Below are 20,337 nucleotides of genomic sequence, written 5' to 3'. Positions count from 1 at the left end.
TAGCGGAGATGACGGGTGAAGATTAAGCGGTTTTTTGCCAAAGACATGCGCACGGCGCTGGCCGAGGTCAAGGAGACTCTCGGACCCGATGCCGTCATCATGTCCAACAAAAAGGTCACCGGTGGGGTGGAGATAGTCGCGGCCGTCGATTATCAATCCCAGGTACCGGGGCCCAAAGACGCGCCGGTTCGCCGTCAGTTGAATGAAGAGAGCGTCAATATCTCGTCTGCGGGCAAGCAGATGACGAGGTCGGCGCCACCCAAGGAACAGAACGAATACTACGCCGATACCCTGGCGGCCCTGCTGGCACGCCAGCAGAAGCTCAATCCGGCCAACCCGGCGGGTGGCAATGGCGCCCCGGGATCATGGTCTGGCAACGGAGGCAACGGTCAGCCAGCTTCGGCCTCCTGGCCCGCCAATGGCGCTGCCGGCACCCAGTCCGCCGGACTGGCGGGCGCGGCCAGTGCTCCCAGAACCCTGGCCGAACAGGGCCAGTGGGGCGCCGCTCCCGAACCCGCCAAGCCCAAGGCCCGTCCTGCCGCCGCCCCGCGCCAGACCCAGTCAGCCCAGCGGGATCAGGAGATGGAGGGGATGCGCAAGGAGATGGCCAGCATCCGCAAGCTGCTGGAGCACCAGATCTCCGGCCTGATGTGGCAGGAGGTGGAGCGCCGCGAACCCATGCGCGCCCTGCTCATCAAGGAACTCAAGAAGATGGGGTTCGACGATGCCTTCGCCGATCAACTGGCGGGCCTCATCCCCGAAGACATGCCGATCCATCAGGCCATGGCCCAACTGGCCGAGGTGCTGACGGCCCAGCTCAAGATCAGCGAGGACGAGATCCTGCGTCAGGGAGGGGCGGTGGCCCTGCTCGGACCGACCGGGGTGGGCAAGACCACCACCATCGCCAAGCTGGCGGCCCGCTTTGCCATGAAGTATGGCGCCGAGCAGGTGGCGCTCATTACCACGGACAACTACCGGATCGGGGCCCACGAACAGTTGCAGACCTATGGTCGCATCATGGGTTGCCCGGTGCGTCAGGTGCGGGACGCCGAAGAGCTGGCCAGTGCCCTCTATCAGTTCCGCCATCGCCGGCTGGTGCTCATCGACACCGCCGGGGTGGGTCAGCGGGATATCCGCCTGACCGAACAGCTCGACACCCTGGTGAAGAATGCCAAGGTGCGCATCCGCAGTTATCTGGTCATGTCGGCCACCTCCCAGCGACGGGTGATGCAGGAGGCGGTGGATCACTTCCGGCGCATTCCGCTCTCCGGCTGCATTCTGACCAAGCTCGACGAGAGCCTGAATCTGGGTGAAGTGATCAACGTGTGCATTCAAAACGCCCTGCCCATCAGTTATATCACCGACGGGCAACGGGTGCCGGAAGATATTCAAGTTGCCAACGCGGCGCTGCTGGTCGGTGCCGCCATGGGGTCGCTGGAACGGGAAGCAGAAGATCCCTATTTCTGGGGATCGGGTTTTGGCGAATCCGAAGATTCGGAGTTTTATGAGTAACATGTATATGGATCAGGCGAGTGGTCTGCGCAAAATGCGTCAAAACAATCGAGTGAAAGTGATCGCCGTGTCCGGAGGCAAGGGGGGCGTCGGCAAGACCAACGTGACCCTGAACGTGGCGGGAGCCATGGCCGCCCAGGGCAAGCGGGTGTTGGTGCTGGACGCCGACCTTGGTCTGGCCAACGTCGACGTCATGCTGGGGCTGAGGGTGCATCGCAACCTCTCCCATGTGCTGGCGGGGGAATGCACCCTGGACGACATCATCGTCGAGGGGCCCTACGGCATGATGATAGTGCCAGCCACCTCGGGCACTCAGTCCATGGTCGAGCTCTCCCCGGTACAACATGCCGAGCTCATCCGCGCCTTCAGCGAGATGAAGACCCAGGTGGACGTGTTGCTGGTGGACACGGCGGCGGGGATCTCCGACATGGTGCTGAGTTTCACCCGTGCCGCCCAGGACATCATGGTGGTGGTGTGCGATGAACCCACCTCCATCACGGATGCCTACGCGCTCATCAAGATCCTCTCCAAGGATCACGGTGTATTCCGCTTCAAGGTGGTGGCCAACATGGTCCGCTCTCTGCGCGAGGGGCAGGAGCTGTTCGCCAAGCTGACCCGGGTCACCGACCGCTTCCTGGATACCTCCCTGGAGCTGGTGGCCTGCGTGCCTTACGACACCAACCTGCGGGCCGCGGTGCGCAAGCAGAAACTGATAGTTGAGGCGTTTCCAAAATCCCCTGCCGCCCTGGCATTTCGTGCCCTGGCGAACAAGGCGGCGAGCTGGCCCATCCCGAATCAGCCGGGCGGCCACCTCGAATTTTTCCTGGAAAACTTGTTGCAAAAGCCGGTCATAACACAGGAAGACTCCCGTGAATAAAGCCCAAGCATACTTGCGTCATCAGGATTCCTACGTGCTGGTCGAGCGACACGCTCCGCTGGTCAAGCGGATTGCCCAGCATTTATTGGCTCGCCTGCCAAGCAGTGTCTTGCTGGATGACCTGATCCAGGCAGGTATGATTGGGCTGCTCGAAGCTTCCCGCAACTTTGACGGCAGCAAGGGCGCCAGCTTTGAAACCTATGCCGGCATCCGCATCCGTGGTGCCATGCTCGACGAGATCCGCCGTGGGGACTGGGTGCCCCGCTCGGTGCACCGCAACAGCCGTGCCATCGCTGAAGCGATCGAGAACGTGGAGCAGGCCCATGGCCGGGATGCCAGAGACACCGAGGTGGCCGCCAATATGGGGGTGTCCCTCGGGGAGTACCATGCCATGCTGCAGGATGTTTCATGCGGCAAGATCATCGGCATCGAGGATCTGGGCGTCAGCGAAGATGTCATCGGTCATCCCGATGAAGGCAACGGTCAGGGAGGATTCGACGATCTGGCGGCTGAACGCTTCCAGGGGGCCCTGGCGGAGCACATCGCCCGCCTGCCGGAGCGGGAGGCGCTGGTGCTCTCCCTTTATTACGATGAAGAGCTGAATCTGCGCGAGATCGGTGAAGTATTGAGTGTAAGTGAGTCTCGGGTGAGCCAGATTCATAGTCAGGCCATGCACAGGCTGCGCGCCCGTTTGCGAGATTGGAATTTATAAGTGGTTGTACTGGCTACACTGGAGCACAACTCTAAGGCATAATCCGCACCATAAAACCTGCGATCTGCATCATGTAAGTGAGCCGTCTTGGCGGCTATTTAGGAGGAACTTTGGACAAGAACATGAAAATCCTCATCGTCGATGACTTTTCAACGATGCGCCGGATTATCAAGAACTTGCTGCGTGACCTGGGATACAACAATACCCATGAAGCAGACGATGGCAACACGGCGTTGCCGATGCTGAAAAATGGCGACTTCCAGTTCGTGGTCACCGACTGGAACATGCCCGGTATGCAGGGCATCGACCTGCTCAAGGCGATTCGCCTCGACGACAAGCTCAAGCACCTGCCGGTTCTGATGGTGACTGCCGAAGCCAAACGCGAGCAGATCATCGAAGCCGCCCAGGCCGGGGTCAATGGCTATATCGTCAAGCCGTTCACCGCTGCCACCCTCAAAGAGAAGCTCGACAAAATCTTTGAACGTATCGGCTAAGGAGCGGCAGGGATGAAGGCCAAAACGAGTGCCATGATCTCGCTTGACCAGGCAAGGATGCTGGTTGCCCACCTGGAGCGGGAAGAGTTTGAACAGGCCGATACCATCCTCGCCGATGTGTGCGCCCCCAACGCGGCGGCCCTGTTTGACAAGGTGGGGCAGCTGACCCGCCAATTGCACAATTCATTGCAGGATTTTCGCCTGGATCCCAGGATCCCCGACCTGGCCACCCATGAGATCCCGGATGCCCGGGAGCGTCTGAGCTATGTCATCGACATGACGGACAAGGCGGCCAATCGCACCATGGATGCGGTCGAGGCCAGTCTGCCCATCGCCGATCGACTCAACGACAACATTCAGCTGGTCATGCCCAACTGGAATGCCCTGATGAGCCGGGATCTCGAGCTGGGTCAATTCAAGGCACTGTGCCATCAACTGAATGATTTTATTAAGGCTTCTGAGACGGATGCCGATAAGTTACGACAACTGCTGACGGAAATTCTGATGGCTCAGGATTTCCAGGACCTGACCGGTCAGATGATCCGCAAGGTGATCAAACTGGTGCAGGAAGTTGAAACGAAGTTGATAGAGATGCTGACCATGTTCGGTGAGGGCGTTAGCGACAATTCGGCACGTAGCCTGCCAGCGAGCGGCATCGAGGCGGAAGGCCCCATCATGAACCCGCAGACCCGCTCAGATGTGGTCAATGGTCAAGATGATGTGGACGATCTGCTGTCTAGCCTGGGATTCTAATGGAGTGACGCATGGCCTTCGAAGTTGATGAAGACATACTGCAAGACTTTTTGGTCGAAGCATCAGAAATATTGGAACAGTTGTCTGAACAACTGGTCGACTTGGAAAAGCGGCCCGATGACAAGAACCTGTTGAACGCCATCTTCCGCGGCTTCCACACCGTCAAGGGGGGAGCGGGTTTCCTCTCTCTCACCGAACTGGTGGATGTCTGTCACGGTGCCGAGAACCTGTTCGACATGCTGCGCAACGGCAAGCGGACCCTCAGTGCCGAGCTGATGGATGTCATCTTGCAGGCGCTGGATGCCATCAACGTCATGTTTGCCCAGGTCCAGAACCGCGAAGAGATAAGCCCCGCCTCTCCCGATCTGCTGCACGATCTGCACGAGCTGTGCAAGCCGGAAGGGCAGGAGCAGCTGCGTACCGCCAGCGTGGCGGCCCAGCCAGAGCCGGAGCCTGAGCCCGAACCCGCACCAGAACCCGAGGTCATCGCCGAGGTGGCGCCTGTCGCCGTCAATGGCGGTGGCTCCATTGACGAGATCTCCGCCGACGAATTTGAACGCCTGCTCGATGAGCTGCACGGTGTCGGCAAAGCGCCGACGGTCTCTGCCGCCCCCGTGCTGAGCGGTTCAGGTGACATCACAGACGACGAATTCGAAGCCCTGCTCGACCAGCTCCATGGTCAGGGCCAGCACGGTGGTGCCCCCGATCTGGCACCTTTGCAGTCGGTCCAGAAAGAGGTGGACGAGCTCATCGACGACGATGAGTTCGAGCGCCTGCTGGATGAACTGCACGGCCGTGGCCAGGCGCCCCAGCACAGTCTGGCGTCTGCTCCTGCGCCAGCTCCCGAACCCAAGGCCCCGGCACCCGCTGCCCCCGCAGCCCCGGTGACGCCGCCCAAGGCGCCGGTGGCCGCCAAACCCGCGCCGGCAGAGCCCCCAGCGCCAGCCAAGGCCGCCCCTGCCAAGCAGGCCGCTCCCGCCGAGAGCAGTGCGGTACAGAGCGATACCACGGTGCGGGTGGATACCAAGACCCTGGACGTCATCATGAACATGGTGGGCGAACTGGTGCTGGTGAGAAACCGCCTGGTGAGCCTCGGCATCGCCAGCAATGACGAAGAGATGTCCAAGGCTGTCGCGAACCTCGACGTCGTGACCGCCGATCTGCAGGGCGCGGTCATGAAGACCCGCATGCAGCCTATCAAGAAAGTATTCGGCCGCTTCCCGCGCGTGGTGCGCGATCTGGCTCGTACCCTCAAGAAGGAGATCGAGCTGGTGATGGTGGGTGAGGACACGGATCTGGACAAGAACCTGGTGGAGGCCCTGGCCGACCCCCTGGTTCACCTGGTGCGCAACTCCTGCGACCATGGCGTCGAGATGCCGGACGTGCGCGAGAAGGCGGGCAAGCCCCGTCAGGGCACCATCACCCTGAGCGCCTCCCAGCAAGGGGACCACATTCTGCTCTGCATCGAGGATGACGGCGCAGGGATGGACCCGGAGAAGCTCAAGTCCATCGCCATCAGCCGTGGCGTGCTCGATGCTGACAGCGCGGCGCGCATGAGCGACAACGATGCCTACAACCTGATCTTCGCCCCCGGCTTCTCCACCAAGTCGGAGATCTCCGACATCTCCGGCCGTGGAGTGGGCATGGACGTGGTGAAGACCAGCATCGTCAGCCTCAATGGCTCGGTACACATCGATTCCACCTGGGGCAAGGGCACCCGTCTCGAGATCAAGGTTCCCCTGACCCTGGCCATTCTGCCGACCCTGATGGTGGAGGTGGGTCAGCAGACCTTCGCCCTGCCCCTCGGTTGCGTGAATGAAATTTTCCACCTGGATCTGAAAAAGGCCAACGTGGTGGATGGCCAGCTCACCATCATCGTCCGTGACAAGGCGATTCCGCTGTTCTACCTGCACAAGTGGCTGGTACGCGGTGCCGGCAAGACGGCCCGCCAGGACCAGGGTCACGTGGTCATCGTCCAGATAGGGACCCAGCAGGTGGGCTTCGTGGTAGACAACCTCATCGGTCAGGAAGAGGTGGTGATAAAGCCCCTGGACAACCTGCTGCAAGGTACCCCCGGCATGGCCGGCGCCACGATTACCAGCGACGGCGGCATCGCCCTCATTCTGGATGTGCCCAGCCTGCTCAAGGCCTATGCCCGTCGCCACTGAGCGCCAGGCTCAAGGAGTTAAAAGAATAACAATGGCAGTCAAGGTATTAGTGGTCGACGATTCGAGTTTCTTCCGCCGTCGGGTCAGCGAAATCATCAATCAGGATCCCCTGATGACGGTGATCGACACGGCCCAGAACGGGCGGGAGGCGGTAGACAAGGCGCAGCAGTTGCGGCCCGACGTCATTACCATGGACATTGAAATGCCGGTGCTCGACGGCATCAGCGCCGTGCGCGAGATCATGGCCAAGTGTCCGACCCCCATCCTGATGTTCTCTTCCCTGACCCACGAGGGAGCCAAGGCAACACTGGATGCGCTGGATGCGGGCGCCCTCGATTTTCTGCCCAAGAAGTTTGAAGACATCGCCCGGGACAAGGACGAAGCCGTCAACCTGCTGCAGCAGCGGGTCAAGGAGATCGCTCGCAAACGCTTCCTGATGGCGAGCCGGCCCCGTGCCCCCGAGCCTGCCGTCCGGCCCGCCGTCACGGGGACCCTGAATCGTCCCTTGGCCGAACGCCAGCCCGAGCCTGCGCGGGCAGCGGCGGCTCCCGCGGCGTTCAAGCGCAGTGGCAAGAGTTACCAGCTGGTTGCCATCGGTACCTCCACCGGCGGGCCTGTGGCACTGCAGAACGTGCTGACCAAGCTGCCGGGGGATTTCCCTCATCCCATTCTGCTGATCCAGCACATGCCGGCCACCTTCACCGCTGCCTTTGCCGCCCGCCTCAACGGGCTGTGCCAGATAGGGGTCAAGGAGGCGCAGGATGGCGACGTGCTCAAGCCTGGTCAGGCCTATCTTGCCCCCGGTGGCAAGCAGATGCTGCTGGAAGGGCGCGGGCCCGGAGCCCGTCTTCGCATCATCGATGGCAATGACAAGGTCAACTACAAACCCTGCGTGGACATCACCTTCGCCTCCGCCGCCAAGACCTATGGCGACAAGGTGCTGGCCATCGTACTGACCGGCATGGGTGCGGATGGCCGCGACGGTGCCCGTCTGCTCAAGGAGCAGGGGGCGACCATCTGGGCGCAGGATGAAGCCTCCTGCGTGGTCTATGGCATGCCCCAGGCCGTTGCCAAGGCGGGCATAGCAAGCGAATCCCTGCCGCTGGATCGGGTGGCCCAGCGCATTCTGGTCGAGTTGGGTCGCTGACCATGAGCATGCTCGGCCTGGTGCTGGCGCTGGGGGCCGTCGCCATCGCCCAGTGGTGGCATGGCGGGAGCCTGCTGACCCTGCTGGATGGCCCGGCCTTTGTCATCGTCGTCGGGGGAACCTGGGGGGCGGTGATCTTGCAGACTCCCCGCAGGTACCTGCTCAGTGCCCTGAGGCAGGCAACCTGGATGCTGTTTCCGCCGCAGCTGGATCTTGCGGAGCAGGCCGAGCGCCTGAAGGCGTGGGCCCAGTTCGCCCGCCAGCAAGGCTTGCTGGCGCTGGAAAACCAGGCCGAGGCCGAGCCCGATCCCTTCACCCGCCAGGGGCTTTCCATGATTGTGGATGGCGTCTCCATCGAGGATATCCGCAGCCTGCTGGAGGCGGATATCGACATCGAGCAGGAGCGCAACGAGCACTCGGCCAGGGTGTTCGAGTCCATGGGCGGGTACAGCCCCACCATCGGCATCATCGGGGCCGTGATTGGCCTCATCCAGGCCATGTTTCATCTGGAGGAGCCAGGCACCCTGGGGGCGGGCATTGCCGTGGCCTTCGTCGCCACCATCTACGGGGTGGGCTTTGCCAACTTGCTCTATCTGCCGATTGCGAATCGGTTGCGCGCCTTCCACTACCATTACGGCCTCTATCAGGAGATGACCCTGGAGGGGCTTCTGGCCATCGCCCACGGGGAGAACGGCCCGCAGGTTGAAAGGCGGTTACGGGCTTATCTGAAAGGGGAGTAGCCATGCGCAAGCGCTATCGTTTGCACCTGCAAGGGCGAGAGCATCTCGATCGCTGGCTGGTCTCCTATGCCGATTACATGACGCTCATCTTCGCCCTTTTCGTGGTGCTCTACTCCGTTGCCATCGTCAACAAGGAGGAGTACCGCGCCGTCATCGAGGGCATGACCCAGGCCTTCAACCAGGCGCCGCGCAGCGATGGCCTGCTGGAAGGGCGGGGCAATTCCTTGCTGGACAACCCGGTGTCGGCCGCCCCCAGCCTGCTGGAGAGCCAGGCCTCTGCGTCCCCTTCGCGGGCCCCCATCACGGGTACGCCCGTCTCGCAAGATGGCACGGCTCTTGCGCAGATCGACATGCAGATCCAGGAGTCCATGGGCGCCCTGGTCGATGCGGGGGTGGTGAAGCTTGCGCAGGATGATAACTGGCTGACGGTGGAGCTGAGTTCAGGTCTCCTGTTCAACAGTGGCAGCGCTTTTCTGGGTAACAATGCCGCCCCTGTGCTCGATACGCTTTCAGGTATTCTCAAACCGGTCGATAACTATGTCAGGGTGCGGGGCTACACGGATAACCAACCGATAAACAACGAAATTTTCCGCTCCAACTGGACATTGTCAGCGGCCCGCGCCGAGGCAGTGCTCAATGCCCTGGTGGGCAAAGGGGTGGCTCCCGGTCGGCTTGCCTACGAGGCGTACGGAGAGTTTTCCCCCTTCGTCGACAATGGCACCGAGCAGGGACGATTACAGAATCGCAAGGTGGTGGTCGCCATATCCAGGTTCGCCTGGGTGCCGCCAGCCCCCGTCAAACCGCTGACGGGGGCACCGGTGCAGGACGCACCGCAGAGTGTCGACAGTGAAAAGATCAGGGTGATCGCGCTGCCCGGTGGGGGCATACGCATAACAACAAGGCAGGATTGATACAGTGATTGTTTGGACGGTTGCCAATCAGAAAGGTGGAGTCGGTAAAACCACCACGGTCGTCTCCCTGGCGGGCATTCTGGCCCAGCGTGGCCAGCGGGTACTGCTGATCGACACCGACCCCCACGCCTCCCTGACCTCCTATCTCGATTTCGACTCGGACAGGCTGGAAGGCACCCTGTACGAGTTGTTCCAGGCGGCCAAACCCAGCGCCGAGCTGGTCAACCGGATGACCCTCAAGACCCGATTCGAGAACATCAGCCTGCTGCCCGCCTCGATTACCCTGGCCACGCTGGATCGGGTGATGGGCAACCGGGAAGGGATGGGGCTGGTGCTCAAGCGCGCTCTGCTGCGGGTGCAGGATCAGTTCGACTACGTGCTCATCGACTGCCCGCCGGTGCTGGGGGTCATGATGGTGAACGCGCTGGCGGCCTGCGATCGCATCCTGGTGCCGGTACAGACCGAATTCCTGGCCCTCAAGGGGCTGGAGCGGATGATGAAGACCTTCGAGATCATGCAGCGCTCCAAGCGGGAGAAGTTCCGCTACACCATCATTCCGACCATGTTTGACAAGCGTACCCGCGCCTCCCTGATGACATTGCAGTCCATCAAGGAGCAGTATGGGGAGGCGGTGTGGAATGCGGTCATTCCCATCGACACCAAATTCAGGGATGCCAGTCTGGTGCACATTCCTCCCTCCATCTATGCACCGGGCAGCCGGGGCACCTATGCCTATGAGACCCTGCTCAACCATCTCGACGCGCTGGAGCGTCAACGGACCCAGGAGGTGATGCCGTGAGAGAGACCACCCAGGTTCGGGCCATGGACGACTATTTCCACTCCCTGCTGCTGGACGATGCCCTGCTGCGGGAAGATCCCGAAGACGAAGCACCGGCCCCTGCGTTGCAACGTCAGACCGTCGCCGTGCCGGAGGTGGCTGCCACCCCCTATCTTGAAGCCGATACCCGACTGGCCCAGCTGAGCGAGCTGCTTGCCCAGGTGGGACAGGTCCAGTTCGAGATGGATGCCCTGAGCCACGAAGAGGTGCATGTCGAACCATTCCAGCTCGAGGCAGAGGTGGTTGACAGTGAGCCTCTGGTCGCCCTGGCAGAGCCGGTGGTGGAAGCCGTAGTGGAGGAGGTCGAGCCCGTCGCCCTCGCGGTGGCGGAACCCGCGCCCGCCCTCGAAGCGGCGCCCGCACCGTCGACCTGGGAGAACCTGGATACCGGCAACGAGTTTCAGGCGCTCTTCTTCGACGTGGCCGGGGTGACGTTTGCGGTGCCTCTGACCGAGTTGGGGGGCATCCATCAACTGGGGGAGGTGACGTCTCTCTTCGGCCAGCCGGGCTGGTACAAGGGGATCATGACCTCCCGCGAGCAGAAGATGAATGTGGTGGACACGGCCCAGTGGGTCATGCCGGGCCAGCATCTGGAGATGGACGATTACAAATATCTGATTATGCTGGGAGAATCACCCTGGGGATTGGCCTGTCACCAGTTGAAGGGCACAGAACTGCTGCACAGGGACCAGGTGAAGTGGCGCCATCAGGAGGGCAAGCGCCCCTGGCTGGCCGGCATGGTCAAGGAGAAGATGTGTGCCCTGCTGCACGTCAGGGAGCTCTTGCTGCTGCTTGGCCGGGGCGTGAACATCGAAGGCCGCTGACAACATCGGCATCGCCATGGTTTTATTGCTAATTTTACCCGTTGACGGGTTCATACAAGGATCAAGAAGATGACAGAGAAGCGCAATATTGCACAGAATCTGGCCGAAGACGAAGTGCTGCAGTGGGTGACCTTCCAGTTGGAAAACGAGACCTATGGCATCAACGTGATGCAGGTTCAGGAAGTGTTGCGCTACACCGAGATCGCTCCGGTCCCGGGTGCACCTGACTACGTGCTGGGTATCATCAACCTGCGTGGCAACGTGGTGACCGTCATCGATACCCGCTCCCGTTTCGGCCTGCCGGCCGGGGACGTGAGCGAGAACTCCCGCATCGTCATCATCGAGGCGGAGAAGCAGGTGATCGGCATCATGGTGGACAGCGTGGCCGAGGTGGTCTATCTGCGCTCCTCCGAGATCGATGCCGCCCCGGCGGTGGGCACCGAGGAGAGCGCCAAGTTCATCCAGGGCGTCAGCAACCGTGACGGCCAACTGCTGATCCTGGTGGATCTCAACAAGCTGCTCTCCGACGAAGAGTGGGAAGACATTGGTTCCCTGTAACAGGGACGGGAACGTGCGGACGGGGGCGATGGCACCTGTCCGCCTCCCTGTGACGGTAAGGTGATGGTTTGATGATTGAATTTGCAGCCTTGGGGTTGTCCTTGCTCGCACTGGTGCTGGCCCTTTACGGGATCCTGGGGCACCGTCGTCGCCAGCGAGAGTCCGAGGCCAGGGTGGAAGCGCTGCAGGGGCAGCTCGAGAGTCTGCGCAAGCAGATGATGGAGTTGCACACGGGCGCCATCGGCATGGGTCAGCGTCTGCAAGCCGCAGAAGGGGCCATGCAGAAGATCCACGACAGCCAGCAGGAGCTGACGTTGCAGGATCCGGAGCGCCGCCTCTACAGCCGCGCCGCCAAGATGGTGGAGCTTGGTGCCGATCTGGACGAGGTGATGAGCGAGTGCGAGTTGCCCCAGGCGGAAGCGGAGCTGCTTATTTCCCTGCGAAAGGGACGCAGCTGACGGATGTGTCGCGGGGAGGCCGGTGCCTCCCCGCTTTCTGTTCGATCCGTGGCCACCTCTTTTTCGATGCCGGGACGGTGATAATCCTTTGGCATCAATCTCTTTGGTGGGGGCGCGATCTTCCCCACAAATCCTGTTGATTATTGGCATCTTTGAAAAGACGCCTCCGGATCCTGTGTTAAGATGCAGGCCGCCTCATTTTCAACGATTACATCCCCATGCTGCTTCAAGCGAACAATCTGAGCTGCGTGCGTGAAGATCGCACCCTGTTTGAACATCTCTCCTTCGCGGTGCGTGCCGGGGATTTGATGCAGATTGAGGGTCCCAACGGGGTGGGTAAGACCAGCCTGTTGCGCCTGCTCACCGGCCTCTCCCAGCCCTTTGCTGGCGAGGTGTGCTGGAATGGGGAGAATATCCGCCATTGCCGGGATGAATACCACGCCAGCCTGCTTTACCTGGGCCATCAGCCCGGCGTCAAGGCGACCCTGACCCCCCTTGAGAATCTCTCCTTCTACCAGAAGCTCCATGGTCCTGTAGGGGACGGCGTGGATCTCTGGCGGGTGCTGGCCCAGGTCGGCCTCGCCGGTTTCGAAGACTATCCCGCGGGGCAGCTCTCCGCCGGGCAGCAGCGACGGGTGGCGCTGGCCAGGCTCTGGCTGAGCGAGCGACCGGCGCTCTGGATCCTGGACGAGCCCTTCACCGCCATCGACAAGCAGGGGGTCAGGGTGCTGGAGCAGTTGTTCCTCGCCCACGCGGACAGGGGGGGCATGGTGGTCCTTACGACCCACCAGGATCTGACCCTGATGCAGGGACGGCTCAAGACCCTCTCTCTGACCTCGCTGTTGCAGGAGTAGCCCATGCTGCGCGCCGTCATACACCTTATTCACCGCGAGTTGCTGATGGCCCTGCGCCAGCGCGCCGACATCTTCAACCCGCTCTGGTTCTTCCTCATCGTCATCACCCTGTTTCCGTTAGGGATCGGGCCCGAGCCCCAGTTGCTGGCCCGCATCGCTCCCGGCATTATCTGGGTGGCGGCCCTGCTGGCAGCCATGCTCTCCCTGGAGCGGCTGTTTCGTGACGACTTCAGTGACGGCGCCCTGGAGCAGATGATGCTGATGCCACATCCCCTGGGGTTGCTGGCCCTGGCCAAAGTGATCGCTCACTGGTTGCTGACCGGTCTGCCGCTGTTGCTGGTCTCCCCCTTGCTCGCCATCCTGCTCTCCCTGGAGCTGAAGACCTATCTGGCCGTGGTGGCCACCCTGGCGCTCGGTACACCGGTGCTGAGCCTGCTCGGGGCGGTCGGAGTAGCGCTGACCGCAGGGCTGCGCAAGGGGGGCGTGCTGCTCAGCCTGCTGCTGCTGCCGCTCTATATTCCGGTGCTTATCTTCGCCACGTCCGCCATCGACGCGGCCAGCATGGGACTGCCCTATGCCGGTCAGCTCGCCATCCTGGGGGCCATGCTGGTGGGGGCATTGACCCTGACGCCCCTGGCCATCTCGGCGGCGCTGCGGGTGAGTGTCAACTGATTGATTTGGCGAAAAGATTTTCGTTTGAAGCCTTGTCAGGGGCGAGATAGTTGAGATAGATCAAGGGGATGGCTGCTTATTGCTTTCGGGGGATATGATGTTTTTCCCCCATGGGTATGGTAGCCCTCGCCACTTAAAAATTAATAACTGAAAGGTTTCGTGAGCTATGTGGAAATGGTTGCACCCTTATGCCAAACCCGAGCGCGCCTATGGGCTGGCCGGCACCCTGCTGCCCTGGTTTGCCGTGACAAGCCTGCTCGCCTTCATCATCGGCACCGTCTGGGGGCTGGCTTTCGCTCCCGCCGATTACCAGCAGGGCGACTCTTTCAGGATCATCTATATCCATGTGCCCTCCGCCATCCTTTCCATGGGCGCCTACTCCACCATGGCGGTGGCCGCCTTCATTGGCCTGGTGTGGCAACTGCGCATGGCAGACATGACGGTGGCGGCCATCGCCCCGGTGGGGGCCGTCTTCACCTTCATTGCCCTCTTTACCGGCGCCGCCTGGGGCAAACCCATGTGGGGCACCTGGTGGGTGTGGGATGCCCGGCTCACCTCCGAGCTCATCCTGCTGTTCCTCTATCTGGGTGTCATCGCCCTCTACAACGCCTTCAGCGACAAGGTGGTGGCGGGCCGCGCCGCCGGCATCCTGGCGCTGGTCGGGGTGATCAACCTGCCCATCATCCACTACTCGGTGGAGTGGTGGAACACCCTGCACCAGGGGGCCACCATCACCAAGTTTGACAAACCCTCCATCTCCCCCGAGATGCTGTGGCCGCTGCTCATCATGATCCTGGCGTTCGCCGCGTTTCTCGGTGCCCTGACCCTGATGCGTTTTCGCAATGAGCTGCTGATGCGGGAGTGGCACCGCCCCTGGGTCGCCGACATCGCCAGGCAGGAGAAGTAAGCATGCACTTTGCCTCGTTCAGTGATTTCATGGCCATGGGAGGCTATGCCTTCTACGTCTGGCTCTCCTTCGGTCTGACCGGGCTCTGCCTGGTCGGCATCGTCATTTCCACCCGGTTGAAGACCCGCAGCCTGCTTGGCGAACTGCGCAACAAGCAGGCTCGGGAGGCACGCCGCAAGGCGGCCCAGCAGATGGAGAACACCCTATGAACCCGCGCCGCAAGAAACGCCTCACCATCATCCTGGCCATCAGCCTGGGCCTTGCCAGCGTGACTGGCCTGGTGCTCTATGCCCTGAGCCAGAACATCGACCTCTTCTACACCCCGAGCGAGCTGGTGGAAGGGAAGGGGCCGGAGAAGATCAAGCCCGAGGAGGGGCAGCGCCTGCGCATCGGTGGCCTGGTAGTGCCGGGGTCTGTGGTGCGGGATCCCCAGAGCCTCAAGGTAGCCTTCAAGCTGGTGGACAACGGCGGCCATTTGGTGACGGTGGAGTTTGACGGCATTCTGCCGGACCTGTTCCGCGAGGGGCAGGGCATTGTCGCTCAGGGCACCCTCAAGGATGCCACCACGGTCGCCGCCTTCGAGGTGCTGGCCAAGCACGACGAGAACTACATGCCGCCGGAAGTGGCCGACGCCACCAACGGCATGCACTTCAAGCCCGAATACACAGAGGCGCAGTTGCAGGGAGCCAAGCAATGATGCCGGTATGCGCCAAGTATTCACTTCTTTATGCCGCCAAATCGGCAGGTTTCTCCGTGCAATCGAGAGGGAATAGTCAATGATCCCGGAATTAGGGCAGTTCTCACTGATCCTGGCCTTCGCCACCGCCCTGCTGCTGGGCAGTTACCCGCTGATCGGGGCCCATCTCGGTCGTCTTGGCATGATGTCGGCGGCCCGCCCGCTCGCCTACAGCCAGTTCCTGCTGCTGCTGCTGTCGTTTCTCTGCCTCACCTGGGCCTTTATCGACAACGACTTCACCGTGCAGTACGTGGCCACCAACTCCAACAGCCTGCTGCCCCTGCAATACCGCATCTCGGCGGTGTGGGGAGCCCATGAAGGCTCGCTGCTGCTCTGGGTGCTGACCCTGGGGGGCTGGACGGCGGCGGTGGCCCTCTTCAGCCGTCGCCTGCCGCTCGATGCAGTGGCGCGGGTACTCGGGGTGCTCGGCCTTATCTCGGTGGGCTTCACCGCCTTCGTGCTGTTCACCTCGGATCCTTTCACCCGCACCCTGCCGTATTTCCCGGTGGACGGGCGGGATCTCAATCCGCTGCTGCAGGATCCCGGTCTCATCTTCCACCCCCCCATGCTCTACATGGGCTACGTGGGCTTCTCGGTGGCCTTCGCCTTCGCCATCGCCTCCCTGATGACGGGGCGTCTGGACGCCACCTGGGCGCGCTGGTCCCGTCCCTGGACCATGGCGGCCTGGGTCTTCCTGACGCTGGGCATCGTGCTCGGCTCCTGGTGGGCCTATTACGAACTCGGCTGGGGCGGCTGGTGGTTCTGGGACCCGGTGGAAAACGCCTCCTTCATGCCCTGGCTGGCGGGCACGGCCCTGCTCCACTCCCTCGCGGTGAGCGAGAAGCGCGCCACCTTCAAGGCCTGGACCGTGCTGCTGGCGCTCTCGGCCTTCTCCCTGAGCCTGCTCGGCACCTTCCTGGTGCGTTCCGGCGTGCTGGTGTCGGTCCATGCGTTTGCCTCGGACCCGACCCGGGGTCTGTTCATCCTGGGCTTCCTGCTGGCGGTGATAGGCAGCTCCCTATTGCTGTTCGCCTTCAAGGGCTCCCAGGTGAAGAGCCACGGCAAGCACGAGCTGTGGAGCCGCGAGACCCTGCTCCTTGGCAACAACATCCTGCTGGTGGCGGGCCTGCTCACCGTGCTGCTCGGCACCCTGCTGCCCCTGGTGCACAAGGAGCTGGGGCTTGGCAGCATCTCCATCGGCACCCCCTTCTTCAACCACATCTACAGCTGGCTCATCATCCCCTTCGCCCTGCTGCTGGGGGTGGGCCCCCTGTTCCGCTGGCGCCGCCAGGAGCTCGGTGAGCTCAAGGGCAAGGTGATGCTCGCCCTGGTGCTGAGCCTGGCCGCGGCTCTGCTGTTGCCCAAACTCTTTGCCGAAGCGTTCAAACCCTGGGCTGCGCTCGGTATCGGGCTTGGCGTCTGGATCATCGTCACCAGCGTGCAGGAGACCTGGGCGCGGGCCACCCACAAACACGGTTTTGCCACCGGCGTGCGCAAGCTTGGCAACAGCCACTGGGCCATGATCCTGGGGCACGTGGGGCTCGCGGTCAGCATCATCGGCATCGCCTGCACCCAGAACTACAGCATCGAGAAGGACCTGCGGATGCAGGCCGGCGATCGTGTCCAGTTCGCCGATTACGAGTTCGTCTTCACCGGCATCAAGGAGAAGAACGGCCCCAACTACGACGGTTTCAAGGGCGTGCTGGAAGTGCACCGGGATGGCAAGCAGGTAGCCCTGCTCAAGCCCGAGAAGCGGATGTACACCGTGAGCCGCATGCCGATGACCGAGGCGGCTATCGATGCGGGGGTTACCCGGGATCTCTATGCGGCGCTCGGCGAACAGCTCGACAACGGCGCCTGGGCGGTGCGGATCTACTACAAGCCCTTCGTGCGCTGGATCTGGTTCGGCGGCGTCTTCATGGCCCTCGGTGGCGTGCTGGCCATGCTGGACAAGCGCTACCGCTTCGGACGTCGTGACGAGGAGGCCAAGGCATGAGCAAGAAGACCTGGCTCTATCTGCTGCCCTTCATCATCTTCCTGATGGGGGCCGTGTTTCTGTTCAAGGGGCTCTACTCCGATCCCACCAAGCTCGAATCCGTGATGGTGGACAAGGAGGTGCCCGTGTTCACCCTGCAGGACATCTATGACCTGGGCAAGCAGCACGACAGGAGCATCCTCAAGGGGCGCCCCATGCTGCTCAACGTCTGGGCCACCTGGTGCCCGACCTGTTACGGGGAACACACCTACCTCAAGGAGCTGGCGGGGCAGGGGATCTACATCGTCGGCATGAACTACAAGGATGAGCGTGACAAGGCCATCAAGTGGCTGGCGGAGCTTGGCAATCCCTACCAGATCAACCTCTATGATCCGGACGGCATGCTGGGGCTGGATCTCGGTGTCTATGGCGCGCCGGAGACCTTCTTCATCGACAGCCAGGGCATCATCCGCTATCGCCACGTGGGGGACATCAACCCAGACGTCTGGGCGTCGACTCTCAAACCCATCTTCGATGCCATGAAGTGAGGCCTCCCCGATGAAAACACTGATTGCATCCCTGTTGCTGCTGGCCGGTCTCGTCTGCGCCGGACAGGCCCGCGCCGCCATCGACGTCTACACCTTCGAGAGCGACGCCCAAGAGCAGACCTTTCGCGAGCTGACTAAGGAGCTGCGCTGCCCCAAGTGCCAAAACCAGGACATCGCGGATTCCAACGCCGGGCTCGCCAAGGATCTGCGGGACAAGACCTACCAGATGGTGCGCGAGGGCAAGGAGAAGCAGGAAGTGGTGGACTACATGGTGGCCCGCTACGGCAACTTCATTCTCTATGATCCCCCCCTGATGGCCTCGACCCTGATCCTCTGGCTTGGCCCCTTGCTGGTCATCGTGATTGGCGTCGTCACCGTGGTGGTGCGAAGCCGCCGCCATGCCCCTGCTCCCTTGCAACAGCCTGAAGGCACCCTGAGTGCAGAAGAGCAGGCCAGGCTGTCCGCCCTGCTCAAAGAGGAAGATAAACCATGACCCCATTCTGGATACTGGGTGCGGCCCTGCTGGTGCTGGCGAGCCTGGCGCTGATCGTGCCGCTGTGGCGTGGCGAGGGCCGGCAGAGCATCAGTCGCTCGGCCCTCAACAAGCAGCTCTATCGCCAGCGCCTGCTGGAGATAGGGGAAGAGCGGGAGCAGGGGATACTGGCGGAGGAGCCGGAATCCCTGGTGGAGCTGCAGCGCAGCCTCCTGGACGACATTCCCGACGTGGAGCAGACCGCCCGTGGCGGCAAGAGCCTGATCTGGATCCCCGGTGTGCTGGTGCTGGCGGTGGTGAGCATCGGCCTCTACGCCAAGCTCGGCGCCTGGCAGGAGGTGAGCCGCTGGCAGGATGCCAGCAGCCGGTTGGGGGAGCTCAGCAATCGCATCCTGGTGGAGCGCGACACCCGGGTGACCGAGCAGGATCTGCTGGACTTCACCCTGGCCCTGCGAACCCGGCTGAAAGAAGAACCGAACGACTACCGTGGCTGGCTGCTGCTGGGGCGCCTGACCCTGGATGGCAATGATCCCGAGATGGCCCGCGAGGCGCTGGAGCGTGCCTACGCTCTCGCGCCCCAGAAGGCCATGGTAGCGGTGCCCTATGCCCAGGCCCTGATGATGACGGGGGAGGAAGCCCGTGCGGATCAATTGTTGCAGGCGGTCATTACCGAGGACCCGGCCAACATCGAGGCTCGCTCCGTCCACGCCTTCATGGCCCTGCAAAAAGAGGATTTCCAGACCGCCCTCGACCGCTGGCAGGGGATGTTGCCGCTGCTGGAGCCGGGCTCGGCCCGCTACACCATGGTGGAGCGCTCCATGGAGTACGCCAGGCAGCAGCTTGTCCAGCGTGGCATCGCCGTGACTACCCCGTCTGCCGAAGGCCAGGCACAAGCCGAGGTGCTGGCGGTGAAAGAGGGGGAGTTCCCCCTGCACATCACCCTGGCGCCGGGCATCAAGATGCCGGAAGATGCCCATCTGTTCGTCTTTGCGGTGATCCCCAACGGTCCGCCCATGCCCATCGCGGTCAAGCGCATTGCTGGCCCGCATCTCCCGCTCACCCTCTCCCTGGGGGACGGGGATGCCATGATGGAGGGGAGCAAGCTGGCGGCCCATGCCGAGCTGCAGTTCAAGGCGCGCCTCTCCCGGGGCGGCAACGTCATGAACAAGGAAGGCGCCTTTGAAGGGGTTTCGGCCACCGTGCCGACCAGCACCATCCCCACAGCGCCGATTGACATCCGCATCGATCACGCCCTCTAATACGCTTTTGGCCCACCCCTTGGGGTGGGCCCCCTGTATAATTCATATCAATACCCAGAAAAATCTTAGGACTTTCATATGTATCTGCGTTCAGGAGCATTGGCGGTGGCATTGCTGCTCGCGGGCTGTGCGGGCGGCCCTCCCAAGCCGGGCCCGGAGAGCCTGGATCTCGGCGAGACCCCGAGCCGCCCCGGGGCATCCAGCACGGCCAGCGATCCTCGCGACCCCTTCCAGGGGCCCAACCGTGCCATGTGGGCCGTCAACTATGACGTGCTGGAGCCCTATGTGGCGCGCCCCGTGGTACACGGCTATGCCCGCTATGTCCCGCAAGGAGTGAGGGACAGCATCGAGAATTTCGTGGACAACTTCGACGAGCCGAGCAGCATGGTAAACCACCTGCTGGTGGGTGATCTGAAAGGGGCCGGTACCAACCTGGGCCGCTTCACCCTCAACACCACTGTGGGCCTGCTCGGTCTGTTCGACGTGGCCAAGCATGCGGGCCTGGCTCGCAACACACTGGAGATGGACACCGTGCTCGGCAAGGCCGACATCGGGGATGGCGCCTATCTGATGGTGCCGGTCTACGGTCCCACCACCACCCGGCAACTGGTGGGGGATACCATCGATACCATCTACTTCCCCTATGCCCTCCTGACCTTCCCGCTGAAGGTGGTGCACTGGGCGCTGGATGGCCTCGGTACCCGCTCCAAGCTGATCGATCAGGAGCGCATCATCGACAACGCGCTGGATCCTTACGCCCTGACCAAGGACTTCTACTTGCAGTACAACGATGGCAAGGTGACGGGCCGCAAACCCGAGCTCCAGGAGCAGAAGCCAGAGGCGGCGGATGATGGCAACCTCGACGATTACATGGACGAGATAGACCAGTAAGCACGGTCAT

General features: G+C 62.3%; 23 protein-coding genes. All 23 read left to right on the top strand.

Going from position 1 to position 20,337, the window contains the following annotated elements; translation table 11 throughout:
• Window positions 1-15 precede the first annotated feature (15 nt).
• The 23 genes from flhF (at window position 16) to C3418_RS08260 (ending at window position 20,327) form a co-directional block, all read left to right on the top strand.
• Complete coding sequence (gene flhF, locus C3418_RS08370; RefSeq protein ID WP_010673931.1) at window positions 16-1,512, top strand: flagellar biosynthesis protein FlhF; 1,497 nt, start codon at window positions 16-18, stop codon at window positions 1,510-1,512.
• A 1-nt stretch (window position 1,513) separates the two neighbouring features.
• Window positions 1,514-2,389, top strand: a complete 876-nt coding sequence (locus tag C3418_RS08365) for a MinD/ParA family protein (RefSeq protein ID WP_010673932.1) — start codon at window positions 1,514-1,516, stop codon at window positions 2,387-2,389.
• Window positions 2,382-3,101, top strand: a complete 720-nt coding sequence (locus C3418_RS08360) for an RNA polymerase sigma factor FliA (protein WP_029314170.1) — start codon at window positions 2,382-2,384, stop codon at window positions 3,099-3,101. The genes C3418_RS08365 and C3418_RS08360 overlap by 8 nt, the downstream gene beginning before the upstream one ends.
• A gap of 110 nt (window positions 3,102-3,211) precedes the next feature.
• Window positions 3,212-3,595 carry a chemotaxis response regulator CheY gene (cheY, locus tag C3418_RS08355; RefSeq protein WP_010673934.1) on the top strand — a complete coding sequence of 128 codons (384 nt, stop codon included), beginning with the start codon at window positions 3,212-3,214 and terminating at the stop codon, window positions 3,593-3,595.
• Window positions 3,596-3,607: 12 nt separating this feature from the next.
• Window positions 3,608-4,348 (top strand): protein phosphatase CheZ, encoded by a 741-nt coding sequence (locus tag C3418_RS08350; RefSeq protein ID WP_010673935.1) that lies wholly within the window; start codon window positions 3,608-3,610, stop codon window positions 4,346-4,348.
• 11 nt (window positions 4,349-4,359) lie between these two features.
• Complete coding sequence (locus C3418_RS08345) at window positions 4,360-6,516, top strand: chemotaxis protein CheA (protein WP_010673936.1); 2,157 nt, start codon at window positions 4,360-4,362, stop codon at window positions 6,514-6,516.
• A 31-nt stretch (window positions 6,517-6,547) separates the two neighbouring features.
• Complete coding sequence (locus C3418_RS08340) at window positions 6,548-7,663, top strand: chemotaxis response regulator protein-glutamate methylesterase (RefSeq protein WP_010673937.1); 1,116 nt, start codon at window positions 6,548-6,550, stop codon at window positions 7,661-7,663.
• 2 nt (window positions 7,664-7,665) lie between these two features.
• A complete protein-coding gene (locus C3418_RS08335) occupies window positions 7,666-8,403 on the top strand; it encodes a flagellar motor protein (protein ID WP_029314173.1) in 738 nt (245 codons plus the stop codon).
• Window positions 8,404-8,405: 2 nt separating this feature from the next.
• A complete protein-coding gene (locus C3418_RS08330) occupies window positions 8,406-9,314 on the top strand; it encodes an OmpA family protein (protein WP_010673939.1) in 909 nt (302 codons plus the stop codon).
• A gap of 4 nt (window positions 9,315-9,318) precedes the next feature.
• A complete protein-coding gene (locus C3418_RS08325; RefSeq protein WP_010673940.1) occupies window positions 9,319-10,113 on the top strand; it encodes a ParA family protein in 795 nt (264 codons plus the stop codon).
• Window positions 10,110-10,976 (top strand): chemotaxis protein CheW, encoded by an 867-nt coding sequence (locus C3418_RS08320; protein WP_010673941.1) that lies wholly within the window; start codon window positions 10,110-10,112, stop codon window positions 10,974-10,976. The genes C3418_RS08325 and C3418_RS08320 overlap by 4 nt, the downstream gene beginning before the upstream one ends.
• Before the next feature lie 69 nt (window positions 10,977-11,045).
• Window positions 11,046-11,534, top strand: a complete 489-nt coding sequence (locus C3418_RS08315) for a chemotaxis protein CheW (protein WP_010673942.1) — start codon at window positions 11,046-11,048, stop codon at window positions 11,532-11,534.
• Window positions 11,535-11,605: 71 nt separating this feature from the next.
• A complete protein-coding gene (locus tag C3418_RS08310; protein ID WP_010673943.1) occupies window positions 11,606-11,992 on the top strand; it encodes a DUF2802 domain-containing protein in 387 nt (128 codons plus the stop codon).
• 218 nt (window positions 11,993-12,210) lie between these two features.
• Window positions 12,211-12,846: a cytochrome c biogenesis heme-transporting ATPase CcmA gene (gene ccmA, locus C3418_RS08305; protein ID WP_010673944.1), complete on the top strand. Its 636-nt coding sequence runs from the start codon at window positions 12,211-12,213 to the stop codon at window positions 12,844-12,846.
• A 3-nt stretch (window positions 12,847-12,849) separates the two neighbouring features.
• Window positions 12,850-13,518, top strand: a complete 669-nt coding sequence (gene ccmB, locus C3418_RS08300; RefSeq protein WP_010673945.1) for a heme exporter protein CcmB — start codon at window positions 12,850-12,852, stop codon at window positions 13,516-13,518.
• A 166-nt stretch (window positions 13,519-13,684) separates the two neighbouring features.
• Entirely contained in the window at window positions 13,685-14,425 is a 741-nt protein-coding gene (locus C3418_RS08295; RefSeq protein WP_010673946.1) for a heme ABC transporter permease, read from the top strand.
• A 2-nt stretch (window positions 14,426-14,427) separates the two neighbouring features.
• Entirely contained in the window at window positions 14,428-14,634 is a 207-nt protein-coding gene (gene ccmD, locus C3418_RS08290; RefSeq protein WP_010673947.1) for a heme exporter protein CcmD, read from the top strand.
• A complete protein-coding gene (gene ccmE, locus C3418_RS08285) occupies window positions 14,631-15,122 on the top strand; it encodes a cytochrome c maturation protein CcmE (protein ID WP_010673948.1) in 492 nt (163 codons plus the stop codon). The genes ccmD and ccmE overlap by 4 nt, the downstream gene beginning before the upstream one ends.
• Before the next feature lie 79 nt (window positions 15,123-15,201).
• On the top strand, window positions 15,202-17,157 hold the full coding sequence (locus tag C3418_RS08280; RefSeq protein ID WP_010673949.1) for a heme lyase CcmF/NrfE family subunit: 1,956 nt from the start codon (window positions 15,202-15,204) through the stop codon (window positions 17,155-17,157).
• A complete protein-coding gene (locus tag C3418_RS08275) occupies window positions 17,154-17,684 on the top strand; it encodes a DsbE family thiol:disulfide interchange protein (protein ID WP_010673950.1) in 531 nt (176 codons plus the stop codon). The genes C3418_RS08280 and C3418_RS08275 overlap by 4 nt, the downstream gene beginning before the upstream one ends.
• A 10-nt stretch (window positions 17,685-17,694) precedes the next feature.
• Window positions 17,695-18,177, top strand: coding sequence for a cytochrome c-type biogenesis protein (locus C3418_RS08270; protein ID WP_010673951.1), 483 nt, complete (start codon window positions 17,695-17,697; stop codon window positions 18,175-18,177).
• Window positions 18,174-19,436 (top strand): c-type cytochrome biogenesis protein CcmI, encoded by a 1,263-nt coding sequence (gene ccmI, locus C3418_RS08265; protein WP_010673952.1) that lies wholly within the window; start codon window positions 18,174-18,176, stop codon window positions 19,434-19,436. The genes C3418_RS08270 and ccmI overlap by 4 nt, the downstream gene beginning before the upstream one ends.
• A 78-nt stretch (window positions 19,437-19,514) precedes the next feature.
• Complete coding sequence (locus C3418_RS08260; protein ID WP_029314176.1) at window positions 19,515-20,327, top strand: VacJ family lipoprotein; 813 nt, start codon at window positions 19,515-19,517, stop codon at window positions 20,325-20,327.
• Window positions 20,328-20,337: the final 10 nt, after the last annotated feature.

Source organism: Aeromonas sp. ASNIH8 (assembly GCF_002919855.1).
Lineage (GTDB): Bacteria > Pseudomonadota > Gammaproteobacteria > Enterobacterales > Aeromonadaceae > Aeromonas > Aeromonas caviae.
This window is presented reverse-complemented; position numbering and strand designations above follow the sequence as displayed.

Excerpts from the sequence above, each read along its gene's own strand:
- C3418_RS08260 (WP_029314176.1), top strand. The coding sequence starts at position 19,515 with ATGTATCTGCGTTCAGGAGCATTGGCGGTGGCATTGCTGCTCGCGGGC.
- C3418_RS08350 (WP_010673935.1), top strand. The coding sequence starts at position 3,608 with ATGAAGGCCAAAACGAGTGCCATGATCTCGCTTGACCAGGCAAGGATG.
- C3418_RS08330 (WP_010673939.1), top strand. The coding sequence starts at position 8,406 with ATGCGCAAGCGCTATCGTTTGCACCTGCAAGGGCGAGAGCATCTCGAT.
- C3418_RS08310 (WP_010673943.1), top strand. The coding sequence starts at position 11,606 with ATGATTGAATTTGCAGCCTTGGGGTTGTCCTTGCTCGCACTGGTGCTG.
- ccmE (WP_010673948.1), top strand. The coding sequence starts at position 14,631 with ATGAACCCGCGCCGCAAGAAACGCCTCACCATCATCCTGGCCATCAGC.
- C3418_RS08340 (WP_010673937.1), top strand. The coding sequence starts at position 6,548 with ATGGCAGTCAAGGTATTAGTGGTCGACGATTCGAGTTTCTTCCGCCGT.
- C3418_RS08335 (WP_029314173.1), top strand. The coding sequence starts at position 7,666 with ATGAGCATGCTCGGCCTGGTGCTGGCGCTGGGGGCCGTCGCCATCGCC.
- C3418_RS08365 (WP_010673932.1), top strand. The coding sequence starts at position 1,514 with ATGTATATGGATCAGGCGAGTGGTCTGCGCAAAATGCGTCAAAACAAT.
- C3418_RS08280 (WP_010673949.1), top strand. The coding sequence starts at position 15,202 with ATGATCCCGGAATTAGGGCAGTTCTCACTGATCCTGGCCTTCGCCACC.
- ccmD (WP_010673947.1), top strand. The coding sequence starts at position 14,428 with ATGCACTTTGCCTCGTTCAGTGATTTCATGGCCATGGGAGGCTATGCC.
- C3418_RS08315 (WP_010673942.1), top strand. The coding sequence starts at position 11,046 with ATGACAGAGAAGCGCAATATTGCACAGAATCTGGCCGAAGACGAAGTG.
- C3418_RS08345 (WP_010673936.1), top strand. The coding sequence starts at position 4,360 with ATGGCCTTCGAAGTTGATGAAGACATACTGCAAGACTTTTTGGTCGAA.
- C3418_RS08275 (WP_010673950.1), top strand. The coding sequence starts at position 17,154 with ATGAGCAAGAAGACCTGGCTCTATCTGCTGCCCTTCATCATCTTCCTG.
- ccmA (WP_010673944.1), top strand. The coding sequence starts at position 12,211 with ATGCTGCTTCAAGCGAACAATCTGAGCTGCGTGCGTGAAGATCGCACC.
- ccmB (WP_010673945.1), top strand. The coding sequence starts at position 12,850 with ATGCTGCGCGCCGTCATACACCTTATTCACCGCGAGTTGCTGATGGCC.
- C3418_RS08295 (WP_010673946.1), top strand. The coding sequence starts at position 13,685 with ATGTGGAAATGGTTGCACCCTTATGCCAAACCCGAGCGCGCCTATGGG.
- ccmI (WP_010673952.1), top strand. The coding sequence starts at position 18,174 with ATGACCCCATTCTGGATACTGGGTGCGGCCCTGCTGGTGCTGGCGAGC.
- C3418_RS08270 (WP_010673951.1), top strand. The coding sequence starts at position 17,695 with ATGAAAACACTGATTGCATCCCTGTTGCTGCTGGCCGGTCTCGTCTGC.